The organism is Martinezella sp. CNPSo 3959, assembly GCF_057784355.1.
In genome coordinates, this window is sequence record NZ_JBXSOV010000003.1 from 173,826 (window position 1) to 199,479 (window position 25,654).

Sequence of the window (25,654 nt, forward strand, 5' to 3'; positions counted from 1 at the left end):
AAAAGTGAGTGACAAGAAACCGGTCGTCGCTTTGGCTGCGGGCACCGTTGCATCTATCGGCGGCATGCGACTTTCGGCAATTGCTGTCCCATGGTTGGTATTGACGTCGACTGGCGACCCGGTGCTGACCGGTGTGGTAGGGATGGCGGAATTGCTGCCATATGTGGCGGCAAAGGCGTTCGGCGGGCCGCTCATCGATCGTATTGGAGCACGGCGGGTTGCAATTTGGAGCGATGCTTTGTCAGCGATCGCCATTGCTTCCGTGCCTTTGTTGTTTTGGATGGGGCTGTTGTCAGTTTGGCTGTTGCTGCCGGCGGTGGCCCTTCGGAATATTGCGCGCCCCGTCTGATGCCGCCAAACAAGCCTTGGTTCCCAGTGTGGCGTCTATGGGAAAAATACCCCTTGAGCGAGCAACAGGTATTCTGGGAGCCAGTGATCGGCTTGCCGGTACGTTGGGAGCGGCTGGAGGAGGGGCGTTGATCGCCTTGATCGGAGCAGCGCCAGCATTGCTGGCCAATGCGGTTGCATTTCTCTTATCCTCCCTTGTGGTTGGGTTGGGCATTCCGCGACCGACAGTGACGGAGATAGCGACGCCGAGCACTTCTGCGACCTATCTGTATGATCTGACGGCGGGATGGTCGACCTTGCGCAGTGAACCTATCTTGATGGCACTGGTCTTGATGGCACTGGTCTTGATGCTCGGAATTACAAATCTCTTCGACCAGGCCTATGCCATGGTGTTGCTACCTGTCTGGGTGCGATCGTCGGGCTTGGACGTAACATGGGTAGGTATATTCCTCGCGATTTTTTCGGGCGCAGCAGTCGCCGGTGCGGCAATGGCCGCGGCTTTTGCAGAGCGTCTCCCCCGGATGCTTGTTTATACGACTGGTTTTCTTTGTGCCGGACCTGCGCCAATGGCAGCGCTTGCCTTGGATCCCGGTCTTCATGGTATCCTCATGGTTTTGTTGACCGGTGGGTTTGCCGCCGGGTTTATCAATCCGATTTCGGGGCCATTTTGTTCGAACGCATTCCGGCAGCATTGGTGGGGCGGGTGATCGCACTCGTGGGGGCGCTAGCTTGGGCTCTTATGCCATTCGGAGGCGTCTATGCCGGCCTGTTGGTCGACACTTTCGGCATAACATTGGCATTGGGCATAACGATGCTGCTCTATTTGCTTGCGACACTCGCCCCGCTGGCGATGCCGAGCTTTCGTCAAATGAACCGAAGGCCGATCGAAAAGGTGCCGTCGACGTAAGCTGCCGGTGCAACTGGGCCTGACAAGAATGTTCGCTCACGTCGTCGCTGGAAACAACGATTTACCGAGCGCCGGAACCCTCTACGAAGCCACTTTCGCGACATTCATGGGCAACCCCGGTCGATGGATGTAAGGGGCTTTCAGTGGAGTTTATCAAATCCACTCGCGAGTTCTGGAGATCGCGAGCGGTTGGCGACGTATCTAAGATTCGCGGCCGGCCGGAATCCGGAATTTGCATCGAGGTCTCGATGTCTGCTTCCCCGACCATCTAAGCATCCGGCAATATAAGCACCTGCCGTCGAGGATATTGGGCCAGGATGCTGGCGCGTCACATCACCGCGCCAGCCCCAATAGATCAAGCAGACGTCTACCGACCCTGCGAACCTGAAGCTTATGCCGCCTCCCAAACCTGATTCAGTATCTTGGCGGCGAGCGCTGCCTTGTCTGCGGCAGGAAGCGCCCGTAGTGCTGTTGGATCATGTCTGGTGTATCCTGGATCGCATAGCTCACCTGCTCGTAGGATTCCGTCAGCTTGAGAATATGGGTGGCTAAGACATCCCGGACGTTATGGGGACCGTGTGGCAGCAAGCCTTTGATCGCCCCGCGGCCGGTATAGGGATTGTAGATCCCGTATCGCTGAATGGTCAGCCGCCAAGCCTCATAGAAGGTGGTCTGGTTGTACGAAGCCTCCGTGCTCGATTGCTTTACCGTCTTTATAAAGAAGGTTCTTGGATCATTGGCATTCGCCAGCAGGATGCGCCGGTGCCGATCGATATAGGCATTGATGTAATAATAGAGATCAAGCAGATCTGGCAGGATGAGCCGGAACGGCTTGGAGCCGAAGAAGGATAAGTTCGAATTCTTGAAGGCATTGGCGGGGATCAAAACCTCCCAGCCATTGTCCCGGTCGCTCCAGCGGATTTCGCCGCGTTTCAGTTCTTCAAGCCGGCGCTCCGAGGTTGGAATATGGCCGCGCGGGCAAAGCAGGAGCTGCCGGAGGTTCTTCTGGCGAAGTCCCAGATGAAGACCTAGCCGCAGCATCAGAAACGATCTCACGGATTCGGCTGCTGCTCTTGGATATCGATCCTTGTCGAGCATCCTGAGAAGGATCTCGTCCGTGATCTTTCGATACTCCGCCAGTGGACTTGGCGCCTCGAGCACGCACATGATCGGTTCGAATGGGTCGCGATGTATGCGCATCACACGCTGGATTTCCTTGATGCGATTGCGCGCATGGGAATGAAACGCGTCACAGCAGGCGTGCCAGTCACGCTTCGCTAAAGCGATCTGCTCCGCCGAAACCAAACCTTCAATCGGAATAACCCTCTCGATCAGTTCCGGATGCTGTCTGAGCCAGCCGGTTTCTTCGCGCGTTAGCGACAAGGCGATGCTCAGCATGTCCGCTTCCCAGGCGGTGTAAAACCCACGCCGGCGCTCGCGCCATTGCAGGTGCCAGTCCCAGATACCCGGAAACACCAGAAGACCGAAGGTGAGGGCACCCAGCGGAATACCTCGCCCCGCCACCTGACTATCGGGAGATGCGGCAAGGGCTCCGAACATGAGACCAAGGTGTTCCAGCTTCTGCGAGGCCGTTTCTTCGCCCCAGACACTGTTCCGCTGAAACCCGACCGCCGTAAGCGTCGATGTCTTGAACGAAATCAGATTTGCCATCTCGAGCGCAAGGCGGGGAGGGGCATCGATGACGTCTGACAGCAAATCCGGATCACCAAGGTCTCCAATGGGATTGCCCTGGTTCGAAGCGCCGCGTCCGATTGGGACCGCCGACGCCCGTCCACCATAAGCCATTGCCGGGAAGCGGATTGCATATCGTTGTCTGATTGCCGCCGCCTGGAAACGGCGGTAGTCGGTTGCGCCGGTGATGATGACCCTGCGAACCCATTCGAGGATCTCCTGGCGCTTTGCTTTCGGCAGCCTGTTGAAATTGTCAGGAAGATGCCAGGCCAGCCGGCGGCGCTCAGCGGGAGAAATATCTTCGTCGACGTCGTGGCCGGTGCCGGCGCGAGACCGATGCGGAAGCTTTGCCTTGAAGTAGCCAGACGGCAACCGATACCGTTGCTCGACACGATCCAGGATCTCGAAGCTTTCGACGCTGCGCGGCACCTTTGTGCCCTTCAGCCAACTGAGAAGAGTCTTCGCATCGAAATTGTCGCCAGGTCGCACAACGGCACGATGAAGATGGTAATAGGTCTCGCCGAAGCGCCTGATATGCAGCTCCAATGCCGCCTGAAACGAGACAGGCTCTGGATAGTCATCGAACAGCGCAACGGGGAATTCCTCAATCGGCTTGGGCTTTGCTCCAGGTTTTGAATTCCTATTGGCAGAGCGGCTGCAGCGAGCGGCTCGAGCTTTCGAGATCTGCGCCGAACCCGATGGTGAACTTGTGCGGTTGCGAGGTGTCGCGGTGTTCATATTCACCCAGCGGATAATGGCATCGAAGCCGTGCTGTCCAACGCGCATTAGCTTCGTGCTTGGCTTAGCAGCCAGCCGGCATGCGGCGGCGATCTCGGTCCAATCGACTGTCTTGCCCTCCATCGGAGGAAGGGCTTGATCGTTGACCAGCGCCAACATGTAAGCGGTTAGACACTCGAGCTCAGCCGGACTTACCAGTGGTGCCAGCCGGATCTCGCAATCGGATTCCTGATCATTCAGGTTTCCCTTACAGATAAGATTCCAGCCCCGGCCACGGCCTGCTAAGGAGTGAACGTTAGCGAAGGGTTAAGATCGGGCGTTCTGGGACGTGGCGGGGATTGCGCGTCAATTCGTCGATAGGACAGAGACCAGCCGTCGCAAAGGCCGAAGTCAACGGCAATCGATCGTGTCGCCGCTGTCCCGGAGCGCCATAAGGCGTTCCCGCTAAAAACGTGCAATTCCGGTAATTTTGTCTTCGAGCAAGGGACTGCTTGAGTTCTTCGGTCCATATTTCTCGCCTGACGTGGACCTTCAAGGCGCATGAGCTTCTGGCGTCGTGGCATACGTGATGAACGGCGGATTCAAGGTGCCATAGCTATATGTTTTTCCCCTTCGATCTCCATGGGTGGCGTTATGCAGAGCAAATTAAGGCCCGGGCAATTGTAATCTTAGGTAGCAACTCGCGCACAATTCTGTGAACGCGGCGGCATTTTATCCTGTCTGAGTTGCGAAATGCACCGTTGAATAAACGTCCGTGAGTTGCTATTTCTCCCTAGTGTTACAGCCAGAAGACTGCAATTTTCGCGCTATTTCTTGAGGAAAATGATGACGCTTGATGAGATTGGCCTAGAGAATGGCACTGATAAAGCCTCCACCAAAAATGACTTTTTGAGAAGATACGAGCCATTTCTCGCGTCGATGCGGGATGATCCTATCAAATTGCTGGAAATCGGAGTGCTTGGAGGCGCTTCGATCCGCACATGGCGAGACTACTTCAAGAACGGGGTGATTATCGGGGCCGACATCAATCCAGAAGTTAAGAAATACGCGGACGACCGCATCGCCATTGAGATAATTGATCAAAGCATGCCGTCCGATTTAGACGCACTCGCTTCGAAGGGCCTTTTCGATGTGATCATTGATGATGGTTCGCATATTTGGTCGCACCAAATCTTGACGCTTCGTAAGCTACTGCCTGTCTTGAAACCCAACGGAATTTTCATCATCGAAGATCTGGATACAAGCCATGGCAAATACAAGAGGACCTACGGAAGTCCCGGTTATGTCACAGCACATGACTATCTGCAGCGCATATCAGAATGGACGGTGGGAATTTGGGTTAAGGATAGAGCGGAAATTGAAGATGAGTTTCTGATCGCGGCTGCCGACACGCTTGAGTTCGTAGCGTTCACCCGCGGCGCTGCAATATTGAAGAAAAAAGCTCCACGCTGACACCCATGATGCATATGATTGCGCCTGTGCTTGTCAGTTTGGGCGTAGTCGGCGAGCAGTCGAAGGTTTGAACCAGCACCCTTTTCCGACGATGACGATAGGAACTGCGGCATGACCGCGGACAGCTACTCTGCCTCCGATCCCCAGCCTGAACTTCGACCTCATCGGAAAACTCTTCTCGAAGCTCAAAGCCTTCCTGCAAACCTGAGCAAAACCGCACCGTCGAAGAACTATGGTACATAGTCGGCGAGATCCTCACGTTCGTCAAACGCTAAGAGCGCGCTAACCACCTCAAGGCCGATATGGCACCGAATAAAATGAACGCGCCCTAGCATTGGAAAAATCAACTTGGAGATGAGATCAATTTATCGATCATATTGTCAAGTCAATTGTGCACCAATGCTTGTTGCAAGACCATTAGTCCTAAAAAATTCGAAGAATTCCTCTCGATACTTTTTGTAGGAAACGCCGAAGTCGTTATTGGCAAATGTTTCGTATAAATGAGCGAAATCCAAGTCTCGATCTATGTTAACTTGGGTGCTGAGAACATGAGGAATATTCATCGTTTTAGCAAGCTCAACCGTTCTTGCGTCATGAGCAATAAGTACTGCTGGCGTACCTGCAATCAATGACATAATTGTCCCATGAATACGGCTGCCTACGAAGAAATCCTTTGATTTGGCATACTCAAGCCATTCCTCGAAATTATGAAAGAATGCGGCATTGCTACGGAGATAACTAATTAAAGCCTCATAATTTGGCGTCCCGTAAGTGACCCCGACCATGTGTGCTACATCAAAGTCAATGTCGAACGGATCACCCCCGAACGCAATATGCAGATCTGCAAGTTCGGATTGCAGCAATATTCCAGTGCCAAGCTTGTAAGCTTGTCGATACAGAAAATTCTGAAAATCATCTGTGCCCTGTATGCCGTGGCGGGTGCCGTGGACCACTACCTGCTGCCCGATTTCCGTTGATGTGAAGTACGGGCCTTTGGCGCCGCAGAGCAGCAAGGAAGGGCAGCCCGTCGGGCTTGAGTTCTTGATACCGTAGTACTCAAGAACTTCCGAGGAAAATCGCCCACGGGTGGAAATGAGCTTTGACCGTTCCGAGACAATATTGAGGAGTCGAAGAGTCCCCGCGTTAACCTGAGGAATAGAATTGTCTAGTTCGGATTGGGCGCCGACTCCGACCAGAAAAACTGGTATGTCTGACTTCTCGATGAGATCGGCCAACCAACCATAGTCCGCGATTGTACTCAGCCAATTCGCCGCAGCAATTACGATGCAGTCTGCCTCGCCGTAGCTATCAGCGTCAGACGGACACCATGCGCTGCCGGGGAGGATCCGCAACAACGACTCAGTAAAGAGCATATTGCCAGAATTACCTCCGAGCCTTTGAAGGAGAAATTCCTTGTCCGAGACAACTGAATCGGAGATCGACAGAGAGCCCATTATCAATGCTTTAGATAGCATCATTTTCCTCTTCTTAAAAAGAGTTGGTTAAACTTAAGATCTAGCCCTTTGAGAGGGCCAGGAATGACGCGGAGCTGAAGGGCTTTCCACGACAAGCAGTCGCTAGCGCTCCAAATACAACAACACACCGCAGTTGGAGCGAACTCAGGATTGAATAAAACTCGGTGAAGTTGTCGACAGGTTGTACTGAAATTCAGTGAATTGTTCAAGTTTGCTTTTGGTGAGCCTTGATTGTTGGTTTCCGGTAGCAACTGATTCGGCACGCGTGGTCTCCGCCGCGGTGTTTAGCCGTGCATGGCCACAACGTGGTATGGGCCCAAGCTGATGACCCCATCCGCCCTAATAGGTCATTGGCGCCGCGCTTGACACTTTTTGCCTCTACGCGCGGCTGCCGACGGCATGACCATCAGCCTCGCCGGCGGTGTAAAGACCGCGGTTAACGTTGGCCGCGATGGCCTTGCCGGACGCATCAAGTCTCAGCCATCGGCTTAGACGCTGGCGCGTTGAGCTTGCTGCATCCCTCCCTTATCAATCTGTCGCGGAGCGGCACTCACGACAGCAGCTTTTCCGCGTATTCGGCGCCAATATATGGCGGCTATAATTGCTAGGCACCTGGGTGCCAAGATTGGTGCTGTCTTCGCAGGCATCTTGGGTGGTGTTCCACGTGGCCTGTCACGCCGCCGCTATATGGGGCGCGAGATATTCATTGCATAGAATTACGGAAAAGTATCGGGAGCTACCCCAATGTTGAGCGTGATTGGGGTCCGAATGTGTGCATTCGAATGCGATATAGATGGACAACCACGTCATGCTATCGGATATCCAATCCTCGTAGCAACGTCATTAAAATTTTGACCGTTTGAGGATAAGGCGCATGCACGATACCGCAATGGCGATAGGACAAAAATTTTTCAGCAACTACGCAGAGAGCTGCTGGAGAACTGTAATTGAAGTTGGATCCATGGACGTGAACGGTAGCTTACGATCAGTCGCGCCCGACAATGTAACTTATCTTGGCTTGGATACCGAATACGGAAAATCTGTAGACATCAAAGTAAAAATTGGCGATCCGCTTCCTTTTCGCGATAATTTTGCGGATTGCTTGGTCTCTTCCTCGCAGCTTGAGCATGATGAATTCTTTTGGATGACCTTTCTCGAGTATGCTCGAGTAATTAGGCCGGGTGGGCTGATTTATATCAATGCGCCATCCAACGGTGACTACCATAGGTATCCTGACGACAACTGGCGGTTCTATCCTGATTGCGGCAAAGTTCTAAAAAAATGGGCTCAGAAGAATGGTTATGCTATTGAATTGGTTGAGTCGTTTGTCGCAAATCGCCAGAATGACGTTTGGAATGACTTTGTTTGCATTTTCAGGAAGGGCTCTGAATATGTCGAGAAAGGCAAGTTTGTGGCAGATGAAATCTCTTGCAGAAACGTATGGAAGATAGGTGCTCAAGAACCAGAACGTTTTTCGGCCATCGTAGAGGATAGGGAGTTGTTTTCAAGTTTGCCTGAGAGCATACGATCATCTGATAGCAATTAAGCCAATCGATGGGTAACTGACGAAGAGGAGAGCTTTGGCGCTAGCTCCAGGAGGTAGGAGATATTCATCTCCGGAGATCGAAAGGAGATGCTTTTCGGCTGCGGTCGAACAAGAAGTTTGCATTGCGGGAATGTGGAGATAGGGTACTTCTTCATGCAAGACTGATGTTAAAACCCAGAACATTTAGGCTCAAAAAATCGTTGATAAAAGTTGAGCCGTTCTTTATTGCAGGCCAACCTATGCGAGCTGTGTCTTCGCCCGAATTGAGGATGGGATGATTGAAAGTGATATGGTGTTGTCGGACTTCCTGTCTGATTTATCGCTCCGCTCTCCGGAAATTTTAGTTCCATCTGCATGGCAGGAGCACGCTCCTTTCGCGTTCTGGTTGGTTGGTAAGCTCAGGCCAAAAATGATTGTTGAGCTAGGAACGCACCATGGCTTTTCCTACTTCACGTTCTGCCAGGCGATCAAAATGTCAGGTCTGGCGGCCTCAGCGTATGCGGTAGACCAGTGGACTGGAGATGAGCACGCTGGTTTCTACGGTTCCAATGTGTACCAAAGTGTCCAGGATATTAATGAAAACAACTATAGCGAATTTTCGAACTTAATGCGATGCGCATTTGCCGAGGCGCTACCCTACTTTGAAAACAATACTATTGATCTGCTCCATATAGATGGTCGGCATCACTATGATGATGTAAAAGAGGATTTTATGTCATGGCTACCAAAGTTGTCCAATTCGTCCGTCGTACTATTTCATGATATTAATGTTCGCGAGCGTGGTTTTGGCGTCTATAAATTTTGGTCTGAGCTTCAAGAGCAGTACCCCAGTTTCTCATTTATTCACGGATATGGCCTTGGAGTGCTAGGCGTCGGCAAAGAATTGCCTGATAGCATCGCTCAGCTATTTTCTCCAGATATGAGCGACAATCTTATCGCCTCAATCAGGTCGACATATTCACGTTTGGGGCGCGCGATAAGCTCGAGCTATAAATTGTCGAACTCGCTTGAACGTGAGACGGCGGCAGTTTCGAACATTAATATACGTAATGGCCAATTGCAGGATCTTCGAACCGAGATTCAATTTCTACGTCATGAAGGCTCAAATACTCAGGCTGGATTGGAAGAAGCTCTCGCGCGAAACGTGCTGTTGGAACAGGCGGTCAACAGAGTTGAGCTTGCACTCCTGCAGGCCGCCGAACAACATGAGAACCTCGAGAAGGCGTTGGATAAGTCGAATTTCGAGCTTCACGAAGTTAACGAGTTAGTTCGCTCATTGCGAGGCGATCTTACAGAGGCAAACGAGGCTGCGGAAATGAAGGACGCTGAGATAGCGTCTCTACGCGATGAAAGGGAAAAGCTTTCGGCCGATCGGAGCTTAGCGCTCGATGATTTGACGGCAAGCAAATCGGAGATTGTGCAGATGATGTCTATCGTCTCGCGCGAGCGCGAACGGGCATCAGATTTCTTTTATCAACTTTCCGCAGAACGGCAAAGATCCGCTGAGTTGTCAGATGCGATTGACGAATTGCGCGCCTCCGCTGAACGAAACATTGAAAAAGCACAACGTTTGCATGAAGAGAAGATCCATCTTGAGCAGCTAAATGCGAATTTGAAATTGCAAAATGAGGAAAGTATACTTGCTATTGCCGCACTTTCCGGTGAGAAAAATAAGGCAATTACTCACGCGTTGCGAATGGAGGCAGCGTTTTCTCGGCTGGAGAGATGGCGAACACAAAGTTTCGCAAGTCGGGCAAAGGAAACCAGTCACATTGTTAAATCTGCTGTCAAGAGTGGATTATTTGACGTCGCTTGGTATCTAAAAACGTATAGGGATGTCGGAGGAAATGCTGCGGAGCATTACATCAACTTTGGCTTTTGCAATAACTATAATCCTAACGAATACTTCGATACTGGCTGGTATCTCGGAGAGTATTCCGATGTTCGGAGGTCTGGAATGAATCCGCTTGTTCACTTCGACCTATATGGTTGGCGTGAAGGAAGAAATCCGGGCACTGCATTTGATACGAAATACTATCTGAGTGAAAATGAGGACGTCAATCGAAGCGGTGTAAATCCCCTCCTGCATTTCCTTAAACATGGCCGGCACGAAGGACGACGTCCATGCCCAAAGCTGTGTTAGCTAATTTCATTCGATCCCGAGCCGTGCGGTGGGAAGTAAAATTCAGGCGTTTTATCAAACATGTTACATATATCGGAGCTAGGAAGGTACCCTTTAATTGCGTACGTCTGTGTGCCTGGCGTTCGCAGTGAGGAAGTAAGTTCGTACTTGCGCGCCTGTTCCCCATATGGCTGTAGCTTAGATTCAGATGTGAATCTGCGACTTCTAGACGAAGCGGGCAAAAGTGATTGGATTTCGGTTCGTTCGACCCAGTCACATATCGCCGAATGCCTTAGTGGAATAAGCAGGAGAATTAGTTATTTTTCGTGCGTAATGGAGCCTACAAAACATGTTGCCGCTCTATTGAATGAGTTATATTTGGAAGCGAATCTGGCGAAAAGCCGCGGGCAGGACGTCACGGAATTTCAAAAAGAATTGCTCATCGTTGGAGACGACGAAAGACGGCCTATTATTGGGTTTCTGGAAAAGAATTCTGACTGCCTTTTTAATATACAATCGCGGTATATTGTCGGTGATTCCGAAGGACTTGTTAGCGTAGACTTGCCATCAAGGCTAAGTATATTTAACGCCGTAGTTTCAGATGAAAATATTACATCTATATTCGATGCGTTTGGGTTTGCCGCTTCACCGCAAGTATCCCCGATTGCGCACCTCCCTCATAATCCGTTCGACGTTCGTATTCGCTTAGATAAATCGGCGCTAGATTTGATTATTTCAAAAAGTACAGCCGATTGTGCTCTGCTGAAGGCCGTTGGTGACCTGTCGAACACGAAACCTCCGCTGCATGAAAAGAGGCCCTCTTTCCTGGAGGCGGGTTATTTTTCAGACGCAAACTTTTCCGAGAATGCTTATTTGGACTCGAATCCCGATATCGCCGGGGCAGTGGTACTGGGTCTCTTGCCGTCAGGGAAGGCACATTTTGTTGAGCACGGCTATCAAGAGGGTAGACGGATGCGATTTAAGTTCTCTCCTGGTAAAGCAGCTAATCCAGCCGCTGTCGCGCCTGTCGTGTTGAACGAGGTAGCTGAACGATACATTTTGAAATTGAAGACTGTAGTTGAACAAGATTGCTTCGCGGGCAAGAGTACACCCGTAGTTGCGCAGCCACATTGATGCCATCGGTCAGGAACAACGGAAAGCTCTGGCCTGCGATCTGGCAATAACCTTCGCGGAGACAAGACAACATGGTATTTGGGTTCTCTTCACGGCTGCGTCGTGCGGACAGGAGGAAATTGTCTGAGCAGATCGAACTGGTGCGCTCCTCCCCATTGCTAGATCCAATTTGGTATCGGGAAACTTATTCTGATCTCTCTTCGAAGCCTTTAGACGTTGCCATTCACTATCTTACCTACGGAGCTGCTGAAGGTCGTAATCCGGGGCCGAATTTCGACACGAAACTTTATCTGACGCGATATCCTGATGTGGCGGCGCGCGGAATAAACCCGCTGATTCATTTTATTCTCCATGGGGAGGCTGAAGGTCGAAGTGGTTCGATTAAGTTCAATGCTACTTTTTATACACGGCTATACCCCGACGTGGTTCTGTCGAAACTTGACCCCCTGGACCATTTTAATCTTATAGGACGTCGGCAATTCCGCCAGGCTAGTTTTGATGCCCGCTGGTACAAGAGCGAGTATGACATGCAGTCATATAGCGATGAGGAGGTCGAACGACATTTCTTCAGTTTCGGAAGAGAGCACGGTTTTCACCCTGCATTTGACCCCGACTGGTATCGATCTGAATATCCGGATATAGCGGACGGGAATATCGAACCATATCGTCACTATGTCGATCATGGGGCAGGCGAGGGACGGCATCCAGCTTTCGATCGGGACTTTTATATTAGGGAATATCCGGATATAGCGAGTTCCACATTAGATCCGTATGAGCACTATGTTTCTCACGGAAAAGGCGAAAATCGATACCCCGCATTCAACCGAAAATGGTATTCGCGTACTTACAAAATAAGTGATACGCCGGAACAGGACCTGTATGAGCATTACTCAAACGTTGGAAAGTTTCGAGGTTTCAAATTAAGCCCGCGAAGCTGGGCGAGAACACCTCTTGCAGCCGGACTGGCGCCAGTCTCCGATTATAGCAAGTCACTATCCCTCTACGGTGTCCCTCCTGCCGCAAATAACAGTTTCGAACCAAAAGTATCGGTCATTATCCCGAATTTTAACCACGGTCCGTTTCTGCGTGATAGGTTGGAATCCGTTTATGGCCAAATTTACAAGAATTTCGAAGTCATACTATTGGACGATTGCTCAACTGACGATAGTATTGAGATACTTGATGAATACGCTCGGAAGTATAGAGATAAAACAGTCTGTGCGTTTAACAAGAAGAATTCCGGCGGCGTTTTCAATCAATGGAAACATGGACTGGAATTGGCAACGGGTGAACTTGTTTGGATCGCAGAGAGCGACGATTTCTGCTCATCCAACTTTCTTCAGGAGTTGGTTCGCTTCTTCATCAATCCCGCGGTAAAGCTAGCCTTTGCGAGAACGGATTTTGTTCAAGGGAATCCCTTGAAGAAAATTTGGACGTCAGAAGATTACCTGGCGGAGATTAATTTGGATCTGGGGAGTCGGCCGGTTATTCGCTCTGCGGCGGAACTTATGAATGCCGGATGGGGCGCCCGAAACATTATCCCAAATGTCAGCGCGTCCGTTTTCCGCCATCCAGGCCATATGGCGCTTTTTGCCGATTTAAATTGGTTGAAATTGCGCATGTGCGGAGATTGGGTCTTCTACATGCATCTAATCCGCGGTGGGTTGGTCGGCTATAGCCCGGATGCGACGAATTTCTATCGACGGCATGAAGACAATACGTCGATAAATATACACGATAAAGACGTTTATTACACTGAGCATGAGGTAACGGCGAATTATATGGTTCGCCTGTTCAAAGCAGATTTGCAACTTGTTCTTACTCACGAACAGGTCTTGTACCGCCATTGGTGCATGAAGCGAGGCGAGCACACTCAAGATCAATTTCGCAAGCTCTTTGACCGAGAGAAAATTATGTCTGGCGCTATAGGGCGTTCGCCTAACATTGCAATTGCAGTGTACGCGTTGGTTTCGGGGGGAGGCGAGACATTCCCCGTGAACTTAGCGAACTTGTTGCATGACAGTGGATTTTCTGTCTCGGTCCTTAACTTTGGGATGGAGCCGACGAATCTTGGCGTTCGTAGAATGTTGCGGCCAGCGGTTCCACTAATAGAACCCTCAAATAACGCGATGGCAGCCGATATACTCGCGGACTTGGATATAGAAGTTGTCCATACTCATCATTCTTGGGTAGATATTACCTTAGGGATGCAGCTCTCACGGTATCCGCATATTCAGCAGGTCATAACTCTTCATGGAATGTATGAGCTTATGGATGCAACAGAAGTCAAGCACTACGAGAAGCATCTGGAGAAGGTGCGTGAGCTTGTTTATATCGCGGATAAGAATCTTTCGCATTTCACGGAGAATTTCCGTGCGTCGAGAAATTGGACAAAAATAGCCAACACGGTGCCGAGGCAAGAGTCGGCTTTTCAGCGTCCCAATTGGTCATCTACCGATGATGGCGGTGATTTCATTGTTTGCCTTGCGTCACGTGCGGTTGAAGAAAAGGGCTGGGAAGAAGCAATTCAAGCTGTTACGGAGGCTAACGGCCTGCCGGGGCGAAGGATCAAATTGCTGTTGGTTGGAGATGGACCGGTTGCTGAGCGGCTGCAAAAGCGCCAGCTTCCCGATTACGTCCAACTTTTAGGCTTTCAGACCAATGTGACAGAAACGTTCGCAAAGGCTCACATAGGGCTGTTAGCTTCTCGCTTTAAAGGTGAGAGCTGCCCGCTTGTGCTAATCGAATGCTTGAATGCAGGTCGTCCGATGATCGCGACGGACATAGGCGAAGTCGGCGCCATGTTGACTTCAGATAAAGGCCTTGCGGGTGTGCTCCACAAGCTCACGGATTGGCAAATTAATGTACGCGATTTGGCCTCTATCATGCGAAAGTTGGCCGACGATGGGGAGGCATATCAAAAGATTTTGGATCGCGTGGTTGCGGCTGCAACCAAATTTGACCCGAGCGAGATGCTGGAACATTATCTAAAAGTCTATGACAGAGCCTCGGCAGGCAAAAGCTATCCAGCTAAATCGCCGAAAATATCGGTTGTCCTCGTTACATACAATATGGCCCGCGAGCTGCCACGAACTCTGCTATCGTTTAGCGCCGAATACCAGACATCAATGGATGTTGCTGATTTTGAAATCGTTGTCGTTGATAATGGTTCAAAGCAAGACTACGATTGGCAAAGCTTTTTGGATCGATACGAAAATATAAGAATATGTTCCTATCTCGATCCAAAGCAGTCTCCGATCGATGCTCTTAATTATGGGATATCCATAGCTCGCGGTGAGGTGGTTTGCGCTTGTATTGATGGTGCGCGTATGGCTTCTCCAGGCCTGCTTTCCCTCGGTTACGAAGCCTGCATGTCCGCGCAAGACGTAATTGTTGGATCTTATTCATTTCATTTGGGGCTCTCACCGCAAAATGATAGTGTTAAAACTGGCTACAATCAATCGGTTGAAGACGAGCTCCTTGAATCCGTTGATTGGGAAGGTGATGGGTACCAGCTGTTCAATATTGCGAGCTTTGACCCCTCCTCGCGCTTCGGTTTGTCCAATTGCCCGGCGGAGACTAACGCACTATTTTTGCGTCGTGAAAAATGGGCAGAGCTCGGGGGCTTCGATCCGCTATTCGTCGGGCGCGGAGGTGGTTTGGCCAATCTCGATCTTTGGCGGCGGCTATGCGATGAGCCGAATAATTCCGTAGTGATGCTGATGGGGGAAGGCACATTCCATCAATTTCATGGCGGTACCGCGACAAACGCACCTGAGAGCCCATGGGGTGAATTTCATGACGAATATGTCAAAATCAGGGGGGTTGAATATGCCGTACCCACCCGAAAGCCTTACATGTTTGGTTCGCTGCGAAAAGAGTTGGTTGCGTTTTCCATGCGCGTGGATGGTGCATTGGGGTAGTAAACACCAATTTGCTGACCGAGGCGTTTAGAGAGTATGCTAATTAAGGAAACCTCGAATGAAGTATGGGGCATTTCTTAGCTTGGGACTGCTTGCTTTAGCGTCGATAGCTACAGCTCAGACCTTGCCATCTCCTTCCTATAACAGTGTCACCAGCAAGAAGGCCCTAATTGGCTCGGCGTCCACTTGGTGGAATAGGTATTTGCCAGGATCCGCAGATAATATTGTTTCGGCGGTGACAAATCCAACTGCAAAATGGGGGTCATTTCTCACGGCAACTCGCTCCAGTGAGAATGTGGGATCTCAAGACAATATTATCTCGGATACTTGCCTTGGCGTCGCAGATAACACGAAGGTTCCGCATCGCGTTTGGTGCCGCTATTCGGAAGGAGTAATTCCTTCGGATAGTTTGTATGCCAGTTATTTGGGGGAGGAGAACAGTGTAAAGAATCTCTCCGCTGATGCACCAGCGCTTGATCCCTTTTCGACAATACGCGGCGGTAATCCGCCCCGCATGATTGTGAATCTTCGGTTAAATAATGGAATTGGCGACGGAACTGTTTCGAGAAAGGTAAGTGCTTTTCTTAATTTATCGAATAATTCCAAAGCGACTGGTGGTGACGGCGGATATGCGAAGGCAGGTATCGTAATTGCCGCAGACGCACTAGACACCTCAAGCGGCACAGGCAGCGCGATCCAGATGGGTCCGAACCACGCGATCGACTGGTACAATTCTGCGTCGACACGTGGTTGGCGTATCCTGCGTCAAGGGAATACTGGCACTGGGCAAATCATCCTTGGAAATAATCGGTTTGATCTGCAGTTGAACAATGGCCTCTCGCAGCCATTCCACGTCACCGCAAATGGAGTTGGAATCAATGTGGATGCGTCTTATGCCTTCGACGTGGCCGGCACCACCCGATACTCGTACACTACAATCGCTGGTGGCTCTGCACCTGCCATCTCCGGAACATGCGCAGCGACATTCGTTGCAGGCGGTAATGTGGCGGGGAAGATGAACCTAACGTCGTCGTGCACTGCAACTTTGATAACTTTGACGTTTACCCAGAAAACGCCAAATGGCTATTTCTGCGATGCAACGAACGAAAACAATGTAAGCGCCATTGTGAAGCAGACCGCAGATACGACAACATCCGTGACGTTGACGACGACCGGCACCGCCAACGACAAGATCCTCTACAAATGCGTCGGTTTCTGATCTTTCCCTATGCCAGTTTGCTGGTGGGGAGTATAAGAAAGTATCCGCTGGGATTGATGGGCAATTTGACTGCCGCCACCAATGATGCCGTCGATTCTTCCGATCTGATCAGCCACCTTTGCGTAAGCGGTGTTTTCCTCTGACCTGCCAGCGAACTTTCATCCAACGGCGATTAGAACCTCGGTGGTTTTGACGTGCACCCCGATTTTGGGCCAGCGGGAGCTGGAATTTTCTGGGAGCACATCAGACGCACCACAACCACTCCTTTGTTCTGACACAGAGTATCGCGGTCTATCAGGTATCGTAGAGAACCCTCCGGGAAAGGCGCTCAGCGATCAGCCCGATAAACAAAGTCCCTAGGCCCACGTAGATAAGGTATTCCTTATCAAGGAGGTGGTCACTATAATTGTCGAAGTATGCTGTACGCATCCATTCGACACACTGCACAACCGGATTGTATGAAAGTGGAACGGCTATCTGTTCAGGAAGATTTGATATAAGAAACACAGCACCCGAAGAGATATATACTACGATACCGAAAAGCGCGTAAGCCGTTGCGAAAATAGGAAGAAACGAAGTGATTACGCCTGCTATCGTGCCGATCCCGAGAGCGAGTAGGATTGTGGCTAGGTACGCCATTATCGCTTGAGCTGGGTCTGCAGGATAGGGGCTAAGTCCCATCACCATAAATATAAACCAAAGAAAAAGTAAAGTAATGCACCCAGCTATTACTTCTAAAGCTGCTCGCGCGAATAATATGTCTGTCACCTTTACGATCGGAAACGAGAGCATATTCTTATTCATCAGGACGGAAAGCGACATAAATCGCGATATGTAAGTAAATGTTAGTGTGGGAATCAGGCCCGCGCCAAAGAAAATCCAGGGGCTATCTCCATATGGTGCGGCGCGACCACTGAAAGTATTGATGGATATGATAACTAGCATATGGACCAGGGGCCACAGTGACTGCACCAAAAATCCTAATCCGTGATTGAAAAAGCGTGTTCGCATATCACGCAAAATAACCGCGACCATTACATTTCGTTTTTGCTTTAGGGCGTCTACGAACGTCATCCGCTTGCGGCGCTTTTTTCCCGGTTCCATTAAGTTATCCTAAAAAAATGCAGGCACGTCATACCCCAACATACGAAATATAAAAAGGAAAATTCCAGCTATCGCAGTGGCTTTCAAAAGCAATAGGTTAAAGTTGTTGTAGGCAGCGATCCGGGATGCTCTTTAGAGATACCATCCTGCCGGTGAAATGTCTCTCTGGTTTTGGGGTAGGTTAGAATTTGGTCCAGGCGGCAGCGAGACATCAAAAGCTCCTAAAGTTTTATGTCTTTCCACACCGGCTTGCGAATAATCCGGATCTCGGTAAGACGACGGACGCTCAAGCCGACGCGCTCTTTCGCGGGCGGGCTTACCAAATCGGCGGTCAGGTAGTCCTTGCGCTGGCACCCCTCGCAGCGGAACTGGTTTGCGATTTGCCGAACCGAGAATGTTGCCGCACAGCTGCATGATGTTCACCGGCTCATAAAAGTGCTTTATCCTGCAGAACTCACAGGTGATTTTGACGAAGTGTGAGCCTTGCGCATAGCTGGACAGCGTGGGCGCCGAAAGCACATCCATTCGGCTCGGGGCCTTCTCGGGTATTCACGCGGCAGAAGGCTCGTCATCGTCGTTGCCATAGGTTTCGGTTGACCTTGCCCCGTTGAAATAATCCATTTTGAAGTAAGCTCTGGCCTATCGAGAGGACCAGAGAATGAAGCGCAACCGTTTCACAGACGAACAGATCATCGGGATTCTGAAGGAGCATGAGGCTGGAACGCCGGTCTCGGAGCTTTGCCGCAAGCACGGCGTCAGCGATGCCAGCATCTATAAACGGAAGGCCAAATTCGGCGGCATGGACGTATCCGAAGCCAAGCGGCTGAAGACGCTGGAGGACGAGAACACGAAGCTGAAACGGCTCCTGGCAGATGCGATGCTCGACAATGCGGTTTTGAAAGACCTTTTGGGAAAGAAGTGGTGACGCCCGCAATAAGGCAGAAAGCTGTCGCTCATCTGATGGATCACCACCAGATGAGCGAACGGCGGGCGTGTAAAGCCATCGGCTTTTGCCGGATGACGATCCGTTACGAAACCAGGCGCAGCGATGACCATAACCTTCGCGAGCGGATGAAGGCGCTGGCGCATGAACGACGCCGCTTTGGATATCGCTGCCTTCATGTGCTACTCAGGCGCGAAGGTCACCTTGTGAACCACAAGCGGCTCTTCCGGCTCTATCGGGAAGAGAAGTTGACGGTACGCAAGCGCGGCGGCCGCAAGCGAGCGATAGGCACGCGAGCACCGATGCTGATCCCGCTTGCCGCCAATGATCGCTGGTCCCTCGACTTCGTGTCGGATCAATTCACCGATGGCCGCAGGTTCCGGGTTCTTACGGTCGTCGACGACTGCACCAGGGAATGCCTGGCACTCGTCGCCGATACGTCTCTTTCCGGCCTGCGGGTTGCTCGTGAGTTGGATCGGATCATCGAGGGACGAGGCAAGCCGAAGATGATCGTCAGCGACAATGGCAGCGAGTTCACCAGCAATGCGATCCTGCAATGGACGGATCGGAGCAAGGTGGAATGGCACTACATCGCACCGGGCAAACCGATCCAGAACGCCTTCATCGAAAGCTTCAATGGGCGATTGCGAGACGAGTTCCTGAATGAAACGCTCATCTCGTCACTGGCCCATGCTCGATCAGCGCTTTCAAACTGGCGCAGCGATTACAACGATCATCGACCACACTCTGGACTCGGCTGGATGACACCTGCCGAGTTAGCTCAGACCAACGACCCGCGACGTGATGCGGTGCTGCGCAGCCGGAATGGCTCCGCACCGCAACCCGCCGCTACCGCCCCAAATACAGCAACCCAAAACTGCTGGAGCCAACTCAAAACTGGATAAAACTTGGGGGCAAGGTCACGGTCCAAGGCACCACGAATTCTTCGCACCACCGATCTATAAAACAAACTCAATAAGATCGATTCCAATTTGTCATGGTTTGTGCGAATATTCCTTGGCGGGACTGCTACTGGGATTGTGGCCTTTCTGATGAATGGCGGTTTTTCTGTTTGTATCGCTGACGTGATCGGCTTTAAACGGATCAGTTGAAAGTAACGCTCTTCCAGCCGCCGTCGTAGATCCAAAATTTGTGATTGGTTTTATCGTATTGCATGGGCACCATACCTGTCACGGCGTCCGGTATGCCTGTCGGAGTGCCGGTTGTCGCGGGAATATACGGGAAGCCATTTGTACCGGTTGTGGATAGGGATTGGTTTCCCATTTGAACACTGCCTCCAGAGGGGTTTAACGCCAATGGACGCGTTGAAATCCCAGCCTCGACGCTCTGAAGCACAAATAGGTTGTTGACCGGGTCGTATCCCATACCCAGACGTTTCCCAGAATTGGCAAAATCCGAAATATATACATTACCGCTATTGGGACAGGCGTTATCTCCGTAAGCGCAAGTCTTCCACGATGCATTAGGAAATGAGGCCTGTTGTCTGACCGACCCCAGGAAATCCCAGGGATAGGAAGCAGCAGGATTGTTATAACCAACACCATGCACTGATTTGCTAATGATTTGCAGTCCGGTAATCGAGCTGGCGATATTGTACGCTGCATCGACGCCTGACATCAGGCCAACTGTAATCAAACCTGTTATGTTGTTTGTTCCTGTTGCTTGAACAGCAAACCTGTGATTTTGCCCGGAGACGCTATAGTTGTTCACCGTCAAGCTCTGCGGCCAAGGGCCGCCTGAGGTATCGATAAGCAGTGCAGGGTAAAGTCCCTGTCCTCCCATACTCGAATCACTACATTGCAAATTGTTGAACGTCGCTGGCCCCTTGAATTTTATGCAGTATTTTTGAGATCCCTTGACCAAGACATTCGTCCAGATGGTGTCGAAAGAATAAAAATCGGTCCATATGCCGTAGTTCTGTGGATCATAGACGGAGACATTGCTAAAGGTTGAATTTGGGGAAAAGTTTGCAAATCCGATTCCGGATTGATCCAATCCAACGTTGTTTGGGTCAGCTAGTGCATTAATCGATATGATGTCGCTCCAGCTGCCAAATGCTCCGCCACCGACATCATTCAAGAAGCCGGCATATGACTGAACATCGATCGCATTTGAAATTATTGCGGCGCCGCCGGTCCCATTGTCGATTCCCGCTCCATTGTGTCCTAAGATTGGGCCGTTCGTTTCGTTGCCGGAGCCGCATAACGAGGTGTGAATATTGTCGAGAATTACGAAATTTGGCCTTCCGGTTATCCCATTGTTGTTACCGTCTATAGCTCCTATCCCAACACAATTATTGTACCCTTGGGTGACCCATAGGTTGTAACCGCGGAAGCGATCGCCTTCTATGACAAGTGCAACGCCGCCCCAGGGATTGGTACCAAAATATGTCGGCGTGGTATAAGAAGATCCGGCCGGCAGCGCATCCACACTGAGATCATGAATAATAGTATCTTGTGCTGACGCGAGCACGTCGATGACAGGCGCCGCCGGTGATCCGTTCGGCGCATTCCATTGGATAATTGTGGTCGCGCCCTGTCCTTGGATCTCGGTCGTCGCAGCAATCTCTAAGGTGCTTGCCGCGGTGTTCAGACAAAAGGTGCCTGAGGGCAAGAGAAGCTTCCTGCCTGCCGCGGCGGAAATCGCTGCATTTAATGATATCGTTGCGTCGATCGAGCAGGACGGATCGCTAACGAGCCCATAATCGAGCGCGTTCACCACGCCCATAGGAGATGGTGTGACGTTTAAGGCGGTTCTCGCTGCCGATGGCTTCGCGGCGATTGGTTTTTCTTGCGAGTAACTGTTGGATGCAGATAGAAAGCAGAATAGAACGCACGCGAAAATGGCTTTGAAGCCAGCAACTTCGTTCCGCATCGACATGGTCTCCCGCAAATAATTTATGCGTGCTGACAGCCGTAAACTCTTCAGGACAATATCGGGATGCACTCCGCCGGCAATGCAGTCCGCGTCACAACTATACGTTTATCCCGACAAGCGTGCTAACGGTTGTAGGGCAGCAGACAGAAATCCCTTGCAACAGGCCGTTTGGTCGAGCGTTGACTGCCTTCAGTGCTTGATCGTGTTGCGTCCTAAAGCTTCACGTCCTTCCAAACCGGTTTGCGAATAATTCTGATCTCGGTAAGACGGCGGACATTCATGCCGACACGCTCCGCTGCAGAAGGGTTCACCAGGTCGACGGTCTGGTAATCCTTCCGCTCGCACTTCTCACAACAGAACTGCTTTGCGATTTGCCGAACCGAAATGTTTCCACACAGCTGCAAGACGTTCGCGATTGGCCTACATCGTCTGATATTCCATTGAAAATGCTGCCAAAGCCATCATTGTTCTGGCCCTGGGGTCATCGGAAATGGATCGCTCGTTGCAAAAAACACCGTCGATTATGTCGACCGCCTGATTCTCACATTAAATGCCAAAATCCAAGCTGAATTCTCAGATTAAGTGCCGGTTCTCAATTTAAGTGTCTTACCAACTAGTTGAAATTGTTGGCGCAGCCTTGTCATAATTAAATGCCAAGCGACATAATCCAATTCCAGAAGATCGGCGATGTGCCGACGCAGCGGAATCGCGTCCATGTCGATGTCAAAACGCCGGATCTCGATGGCGAGACTGCTCGGTTAGTCAGCCTCGGTGCCACGGTCGTACAAAAGTTCGACCTGCCGCAAATTCGGTATACGACCCTGGCTGATCCTGACGGCAACAAGTTCGATCTCGTCGCAGAATAGCTCAGCAAGGCGACAAAGTGGGGCGACGCTTATTAAGCGACGCCGCTCCGTCCTCCACCGTAACAGCATGCCGGCATACGCCGCATCCCCTATCTCATCTCACTAGCGGCAAGCTTTGCTGTTACAGTGTGCCGGCGATGCCATTGATGTTGAAGGGTCGGTTGCATAGCCGCATCTCGCGGGTGTCTGCTTGCTGCTGGAGAAAGCCGACCTCTCAGTACCGGCTGTTAACCGACTTTGTCACGTCGTGCCACGCACCTTCAATTCCGTCGCAGTGAACTTTCAGACCTGACTCGCTAGATCGGCTTCGTCCGATGCGATCCACTCGGATATCCCTGAGCAAGGGGATTCGGTCAGCTGTTATCGAAAATGAAGAGGCACATCCGCGCCATCGTCTCGAGAAAATCGAAGCCGCAGCATTACTGCACGGCAAGCATCGGGTAGTTCGAGTCCCCTTCCGCCTCGGTTGATAAAACGTCGGGTAATTGGGGCCGTCTCGTATCAAAAGCCTTGATTAATTAGCCACGGTCATAAGCCCATGCGAATTGCTGCGCCTAATCGAACGATGGTAATCGCGCTATATTCAACTGGGCTCGTGACTGCGAAAGTGGAACGTCGAGATCATTGCAGTTTGAGGCTCCGACGAAAGCAAGTCCGCCTCGGCCGTCTGCAGGAGTATCAGCGGCTTCCATAGGCTTCCGTCCAGCGAATACGGTTGTTGACTGGCGAACGATTGATGAGGAATGGCCATGAACTGGTCACAGGATGAGCTTGCGAAAATCGATCAGGCGGACGATCTGAAGATCGCACCATTTCGCGGGGATGGTGCCACCTACGGTACCCCGACATGGATCTGGGAGGTCGTGGTTGATGGTAGTCTCTATGTGCGTGGGTACCACGGTCAGAAGTCGCGCTGGTATCAGGCCGCGCTTCATCAGAAGGCCGGCCGGATTATTGCCGCCGGCATGACGCGGGACGTCGCCTTCGAGCCGGTCGACGGGCCGATCAACGACCGCATCGACGATGCCTATCGCGCAAAATATGGCAAAAGTCCTTATCTGTCGCCGATGATCAGCGCCCGGGCGCGCGCGGCGACCGTGAGGATCGACCCCCGCGAGAAACGCTGAGGGCGAGATCGGATCGCTCGGCGGTTGTGGCGCGCAGTCCTGAGAGGCACGGATGCCTCATCCGCATCTTAGTGATGTCGGCCGTCCAACACCACTCCATAGAGGGAGACACAACATGATTAAGCGCAAACTGGGGCAAGGTCTCGAGGTTTCCGCTCTGTCGCTGGGCGCCATGGGTTACGGCAAAGCGCGCGAGCTGCCCGACCGAGCGGAAATGATCGCGCTTATCCGAACCGCGGTCGAACGCGGTATGGATTTTTTCGACACCGCCGAGGTCTACGGTCCTTGGACCAATGAGGAGATGGTGGGCGAGGCGCTCGCCCCGGTCCGCGACAAGGTCAAGATCGCGACGAAATTCGGCTGGGATATCGACCAGGAAACCGGCCGGCATCGCGGCGGCGTCAATAGCAGGCCGGCGCAGATACGCAGCTCCATCGAAGGAAGCCTGAAACGGCTACGCACCGACCATATCGACCTCTATTACCAGCATCGGGTCGACCCAGACGTGCCGATGGAAGATGTCGCCGGTACGGTGAAGGACCTGATCGCCGAGGGCAAGGTGCTGTGGTTTGGCCTGTCAGAAGCGGGCGCACAGTCCATTCGCCGGGCACATGCAGTGCAGCCGGTTGCCGCACTGCAGAGCGAATATTCGCTCTGGACCCGCGAACCGGAAGAGGAAATCATTCCGACGATCGAGGAACTCGGTATCGGGCTCGTTCCGTTCAGCCCGCTGGGCAAGGGATTTCTGACCGGAAAAATCGACGTCAGCACTACATTCGATAGCTCCGATATCCGCGCCGACATCCCGCGCTTCTCCGAGGAGGCGCGCACTGCCAACCAGAAGCTGATCGACCTGATCCGCAAGATCGGCGAGAAGCATGCTGCGACACTGGCGCAGGTTGCGCTTGCCTGGCTTTTGGCGCGGAAGCCCTGGATTGTTCCTCTGTTCGGCACACGTAAGCTGGAGCGGTTCGAGGAGAACATCGGTGCGTTGAACGTCGCTCTGGATAAGTCCGATCTCGAGGAGATCGAAAAGGCCAACATCGTGATCCAGGGCGCACGCTATCCGGAAGCCATGCTGCGCCGTTCGGGGCTCTAGATGTCATCGGTCTGAATGTCAAGCCGCCGCCACAGCCAAACATGTGGCATGTCTACACCAGTATCGCGAAGCGCCACCGAAGCCGTGTTCACGCGGATGGAGACGCGCTTGACGCGATGCTCGACAACAATCGAATTGAAAGGAATATCCATGAAACGGATCTTGGTGGCCACGGCGATCTCGCTCACCATGGGTGAGCCGGTCTTCGCTCAGGAAGGTACGGGAGGCGGAGGTATGCCGGAAAGGGCTTCGTCGCTGTCGGTCAGCGACATCCGCTCCGTATCGCCGGCTCTTGCCCGCTATGCGGAAGAAGATGTGATTGGCAATCTGTGGCAACGGCCGCAGCTCTCGCGGCGCGACCGCAGCATCGTCACGCTCTCCGTGCTGATCGCCCGAAACCAGACCATCGACCTCAAGCACTATGCAAATGTCGCTCTCGATAACGGCGTCACCCCAGGTGAAGTCTCTGAGATCATAACTCATCTTGCCTTCTACTCAGGTTGGTCGAACGCCATGTCGGCGATCGCCGCGACGAAGGAGGTATTTGCCGCACGAAACATCGCGGCCGATCAACTCCCTGCCGCCTCGCCGCAATTGCTGCCTTTGAATGAGGAGGTGGAACAGCGGCGCGCCGAGGCCGTCGAGAAAAACGTCGGGCAGATTTCGCCAGGACTGGTGCAATTTACCGCCGATCCGCTGTTTCGTGATCTCTGGCAGCGGCCGGGTCTTGCGCCACGAGACCGGAGCCTTGTGACTGTAAGCTCGCTGATCGCCTTAGGGCAGAGCGCCCAAATTACCTACCATCTCAACCGCGCCATGGATAACGGCCTAACCGCCGAAGAAGCCGGAGAAATCGTGGCTCAAACTGCCTTCTATGCCGGATGGCCGAACGCATTTTCCGCTTCGACCGTTGTCGGCGAGGTCCTGCGCAACCGGATGAAATAAATTCCGAAGTGGTGGCCGCCGGCATGCAGACGGGCGAAGGTGATCGGCGTCGTCGCCGTTCCAATCGGGGCTGCTACTATTTCATGGCCATGTGTTTTATAAATGAGCATGTGGTC

General features: G+C 51.9%; 17 protein-coding genes and 1 pseudogene. 13 read left to right on the forward strand and 5 right to left on the reverse strand.

Annotated features, from left to right (window positions below; translation table 11 throughout):
• Positions 1 to 4 precede the first annotated feature (4 nt).
• Positions 5 to 349 (forward strand): hypothetical protein, encoded by a 345-nt coding sequence (locus AC13RE_RS11475; RefSeq protein WP_488563004.1) that lies wholly within the window; start codon positions 5 to 7, stop codon positions 347 to 349.
• A gap of 37 nt (positions 350 to 386) precedes the next feature.
• On the forward strand, positions 387 to 1,055 hold the full coding sequence (locus tag AC13RE_RS11480; RefSeq protein ID WP_488563005.1) for an MFS transporter: 669 nt from the start codon (positions 387 to 389) through the stop codon (positions 1,053 to 1,055).
• Between the two features lie 591 nt (positions 1,056 to 1,646).
• Here AC13RE_RS11480 and AC13RE_RS11485 read toward each other — a convergent pair.
• Positions 1,647 to 3,844 (reverse strand): annotated as a pseudogene (locus tag AC13RE_RS11485) (hypothetical protein).
• Positions 3,845 to 4,507: 663 nt separating this feature from the next.
• On the opposite strand from AC13RE_RS11485, the gene AC13RE_RS11490 reads away from it, so the two are divergent.
• Positions 4,508 to 5,137 carry a class I SAM-dependent methyltransferase gene (locus tag AC13RE_RS11490; protein WP_488563006.1) on the forward strand — a complete coding sequence of 210 codons (630 nt, stop codon included), beginning with the start codon at positions 4,508 to 4,510 and terminating at the stop codon, positions 5,135 to 5,137.
• A gap of 380 nt (positions 5,138 to 5,517) precedes the next feature.
• On the opposite strand, the gene AC13RE_RS11495 is transcribed toward AC13RE_RS11490, so the two are convergent.
• Positions 5,518 to 6,615, reverse strand: coding sequence for a polysaccharide pyruvyl transferase family protein (locus AC13RE_RS11495; protein WP_488563007.1), 1,098 nt, complete (start codon positions 6,613 to 6,615; stop codon positions 5,518 to 5,520).
• An 871-nt stretch (positions 6,616 to 7,486) separates the two neighbouring features.
• Between AC13RE_RS11495 and AC13RE_RS11500 the strand changes: the two genes are divergently transcribed.
• The 5 genes from AC13RE_RS11500 to AC13RE_RS11520 all read left to right on the forward strand — a co-directional run bounded on the left by AC13RE_RS11500 (position 7,487) and on the right by AC13RE_RS11520 (position 16,556).
• The gene (locus AC13RE_RS11500; RefSeq protein WP_488563008.1) at positions 7,487 to 8,158 is read left to right on the forward strand and encodes a methyltransferase domain-containing protein; all 672 of its coding nucleotides are present in this window, start codon (positions 7,487 to 7,489) and stop codon (positions 8,156 to 8,158) included.
• Between the two features lie 274 nt (positions 8,159 to 8,432).
• Entirely contained in the window at positions 8,433 to 10,301 is a 1,869-nt protein-coding gene (locus AC13RE_RS11505; protein ID WP_488563009.1) for a class I SAM-dependent methyltransferase, read from the forward strand.
• Positions 10,302 to 10,658: 357 nt separating this feature from the next.
• The gene (locus AC13RE_RS11510; protein ID WP_488563010.1) at positions 10,659 to 11,414 is read left to right on the forward strand and encodes a hypothetical protein; all 756 of its coding nucleotides are present in this window, start codon (positions 10,659 to 10,661) and stop codon (positions 11,412 to 11,414) included.
• 119 nt (positions 11,415 to 11,533) lie between these two features.
• The gene (locus AC13RE_RS11515) at positions 11,534 to 15,337 is read left to right on the forward strand and encodes a glycosyltransferase (protein ID WP_488563011.1); all 3,804 of its coding nucleotides are present in this window, start codon (positions 11,534 to 11,536) and stop codon (positions 15,335 to 15,337) included.
• A 58-nt stretch (positions 15,338 to 15,395) separates the two neighbouring features.
• Complete coding sequence (locus AC13RE_RS11520; protein ID WP_488563012.1) at positions 15,396 to 16,556, forward strand: hypothetical protein; 1,161 nt, start codon at positions 15,396 to 15,398, stop codon at positions 16,554 to 16,556.
• 294 nt (positions 16,557 to 16,850) lie between these two features.
• Here AC13RE_RS11520 and AC13RE_RS11525 read toward each other — a convergent pair whose 3' ends face one another.
• The gene (locus tag AC13RE_RS11525) at positions 16,851 to 17,660 is read right to left on the reverse strand and encodes an ABC transporter permease (RefSeq protein WP_488563013.1); all 810 of its coding nucleotides are present in this window, start codon (positions 17,658 to 17,660) and stop codon (positions 16,851 to 16,853) included.
• A 658-nt stretch (positions 17,661 to 18,318) separates the two neighbouring features.
• Here AC13RE_RS11525 and AC13RE_RS11530 point away from each other — a divergent pair.
• A protein-coding gene (locus tag AC13RE_RS11530) for an IS3 family transposase (protein WP_488563014.1) occupies positions 18,319 to 19,508 on the forward strand; the annotation gives its coding sequence in 2 pieces (ribosomal slippage) (positions 18,319 to 18,568 and positions 18,568 to 19,508; 1,191 coding nt in all).
• 199 nt (positions 19,509 to 19,707) lie between these two features.
• Here the strand turns inward: AC13RE_RS11530 and AC13RE_RS11535 are convergent.
• Complete coding sequence (locus AC13RE_RS11535) at positions 19,708 to 21,498, reverse strand: hypothetical protein (protein ID WP_488563015.1); 1,791 nt, start codon at positions 21,496 to 21,498, stop codon at positions 19,708 to 19,710.
• Positions 21,499 to 22,151: 653 nt separating this feature from the next.
• On the opposite strand from AC13RE_RS11535, the gene AC13RE_RS11540 reads away from it, so the two are divergent.
• The 3 genes from AC13RE_RS11540 (at position 22,152) to AC13RE_RS11550 (ending at position 24,593) form a co-directional block, all read left to right on the forward strand.
• Entirely contained in the window at positions 22,152 to 22,367 is a 216-nt protein-coding gene (locus AC13RE_RS11540; RefSeq protein WP_488563016.1) for a VOC family protein, read from the forward strand.
• Positions 22,368 to 23,116: 749 nt separating this feature from the next.
• Positions 23,117 to 23,494 carry a DUF2255 family protein gene (locus tag AC13RE_RS11545; RefSeq protein ID WP_132721975.1) on the forward strand — a complete coding sequence of 126 codons (378 nt, stop codon included), beginning with the start codon at positions 23,117 to 23,119 and terminating at the stop codon, positions 23,492 to 23,494.
• Between the two features lie 115 nt (positions 23,495 to 23,609).
• Entirely contained in the window at positions 23,610 to 24,593 is a 984-nt protein-coding gene (locus tag AC13RE_RS11550; RefSeq protein WP_488563017.1) for an aldo/keto reductase, read from the forward strand.
• Here AC13RE_RS11550 and AC13RE_RS11555 read toward each other — a convergent pair.
• Positions 24,590 to 24,766: a hypothetical protein gene (locus tag AC13RE_RS11555; RefSeq protein ID WP_165915371.1), complete on the reverse strand. Its 177-nt coding sequence runs from the start codon at positions 24,764 to 24,766 to the stop codon at positions 24,590 to 24,592. The two genes, AC13RE_RS11550 and AC13RE_RS11555, sit on opposite strands and share 4 nt — an antisense overlap.
• Between AC13RE_RS11555 and AC13RE_RS11560 the strand changes: the two genes are divergently transcribed.
• Entirely contained in the window at positions 24,744 to 25,538 is a 795-nt protein-coding gene (locus AC13RE_RS11560) for a carboxymuconolactone decarboxylase family protein (protein WP_132721979.1), read from the forward strand. The genes AC13RE_RS11555 and AC13RE_RS11560 overlap by 23 nt on opposite strands.
• Positions 25,539 to 25,654: the final 116 nt, after the last annotated feature.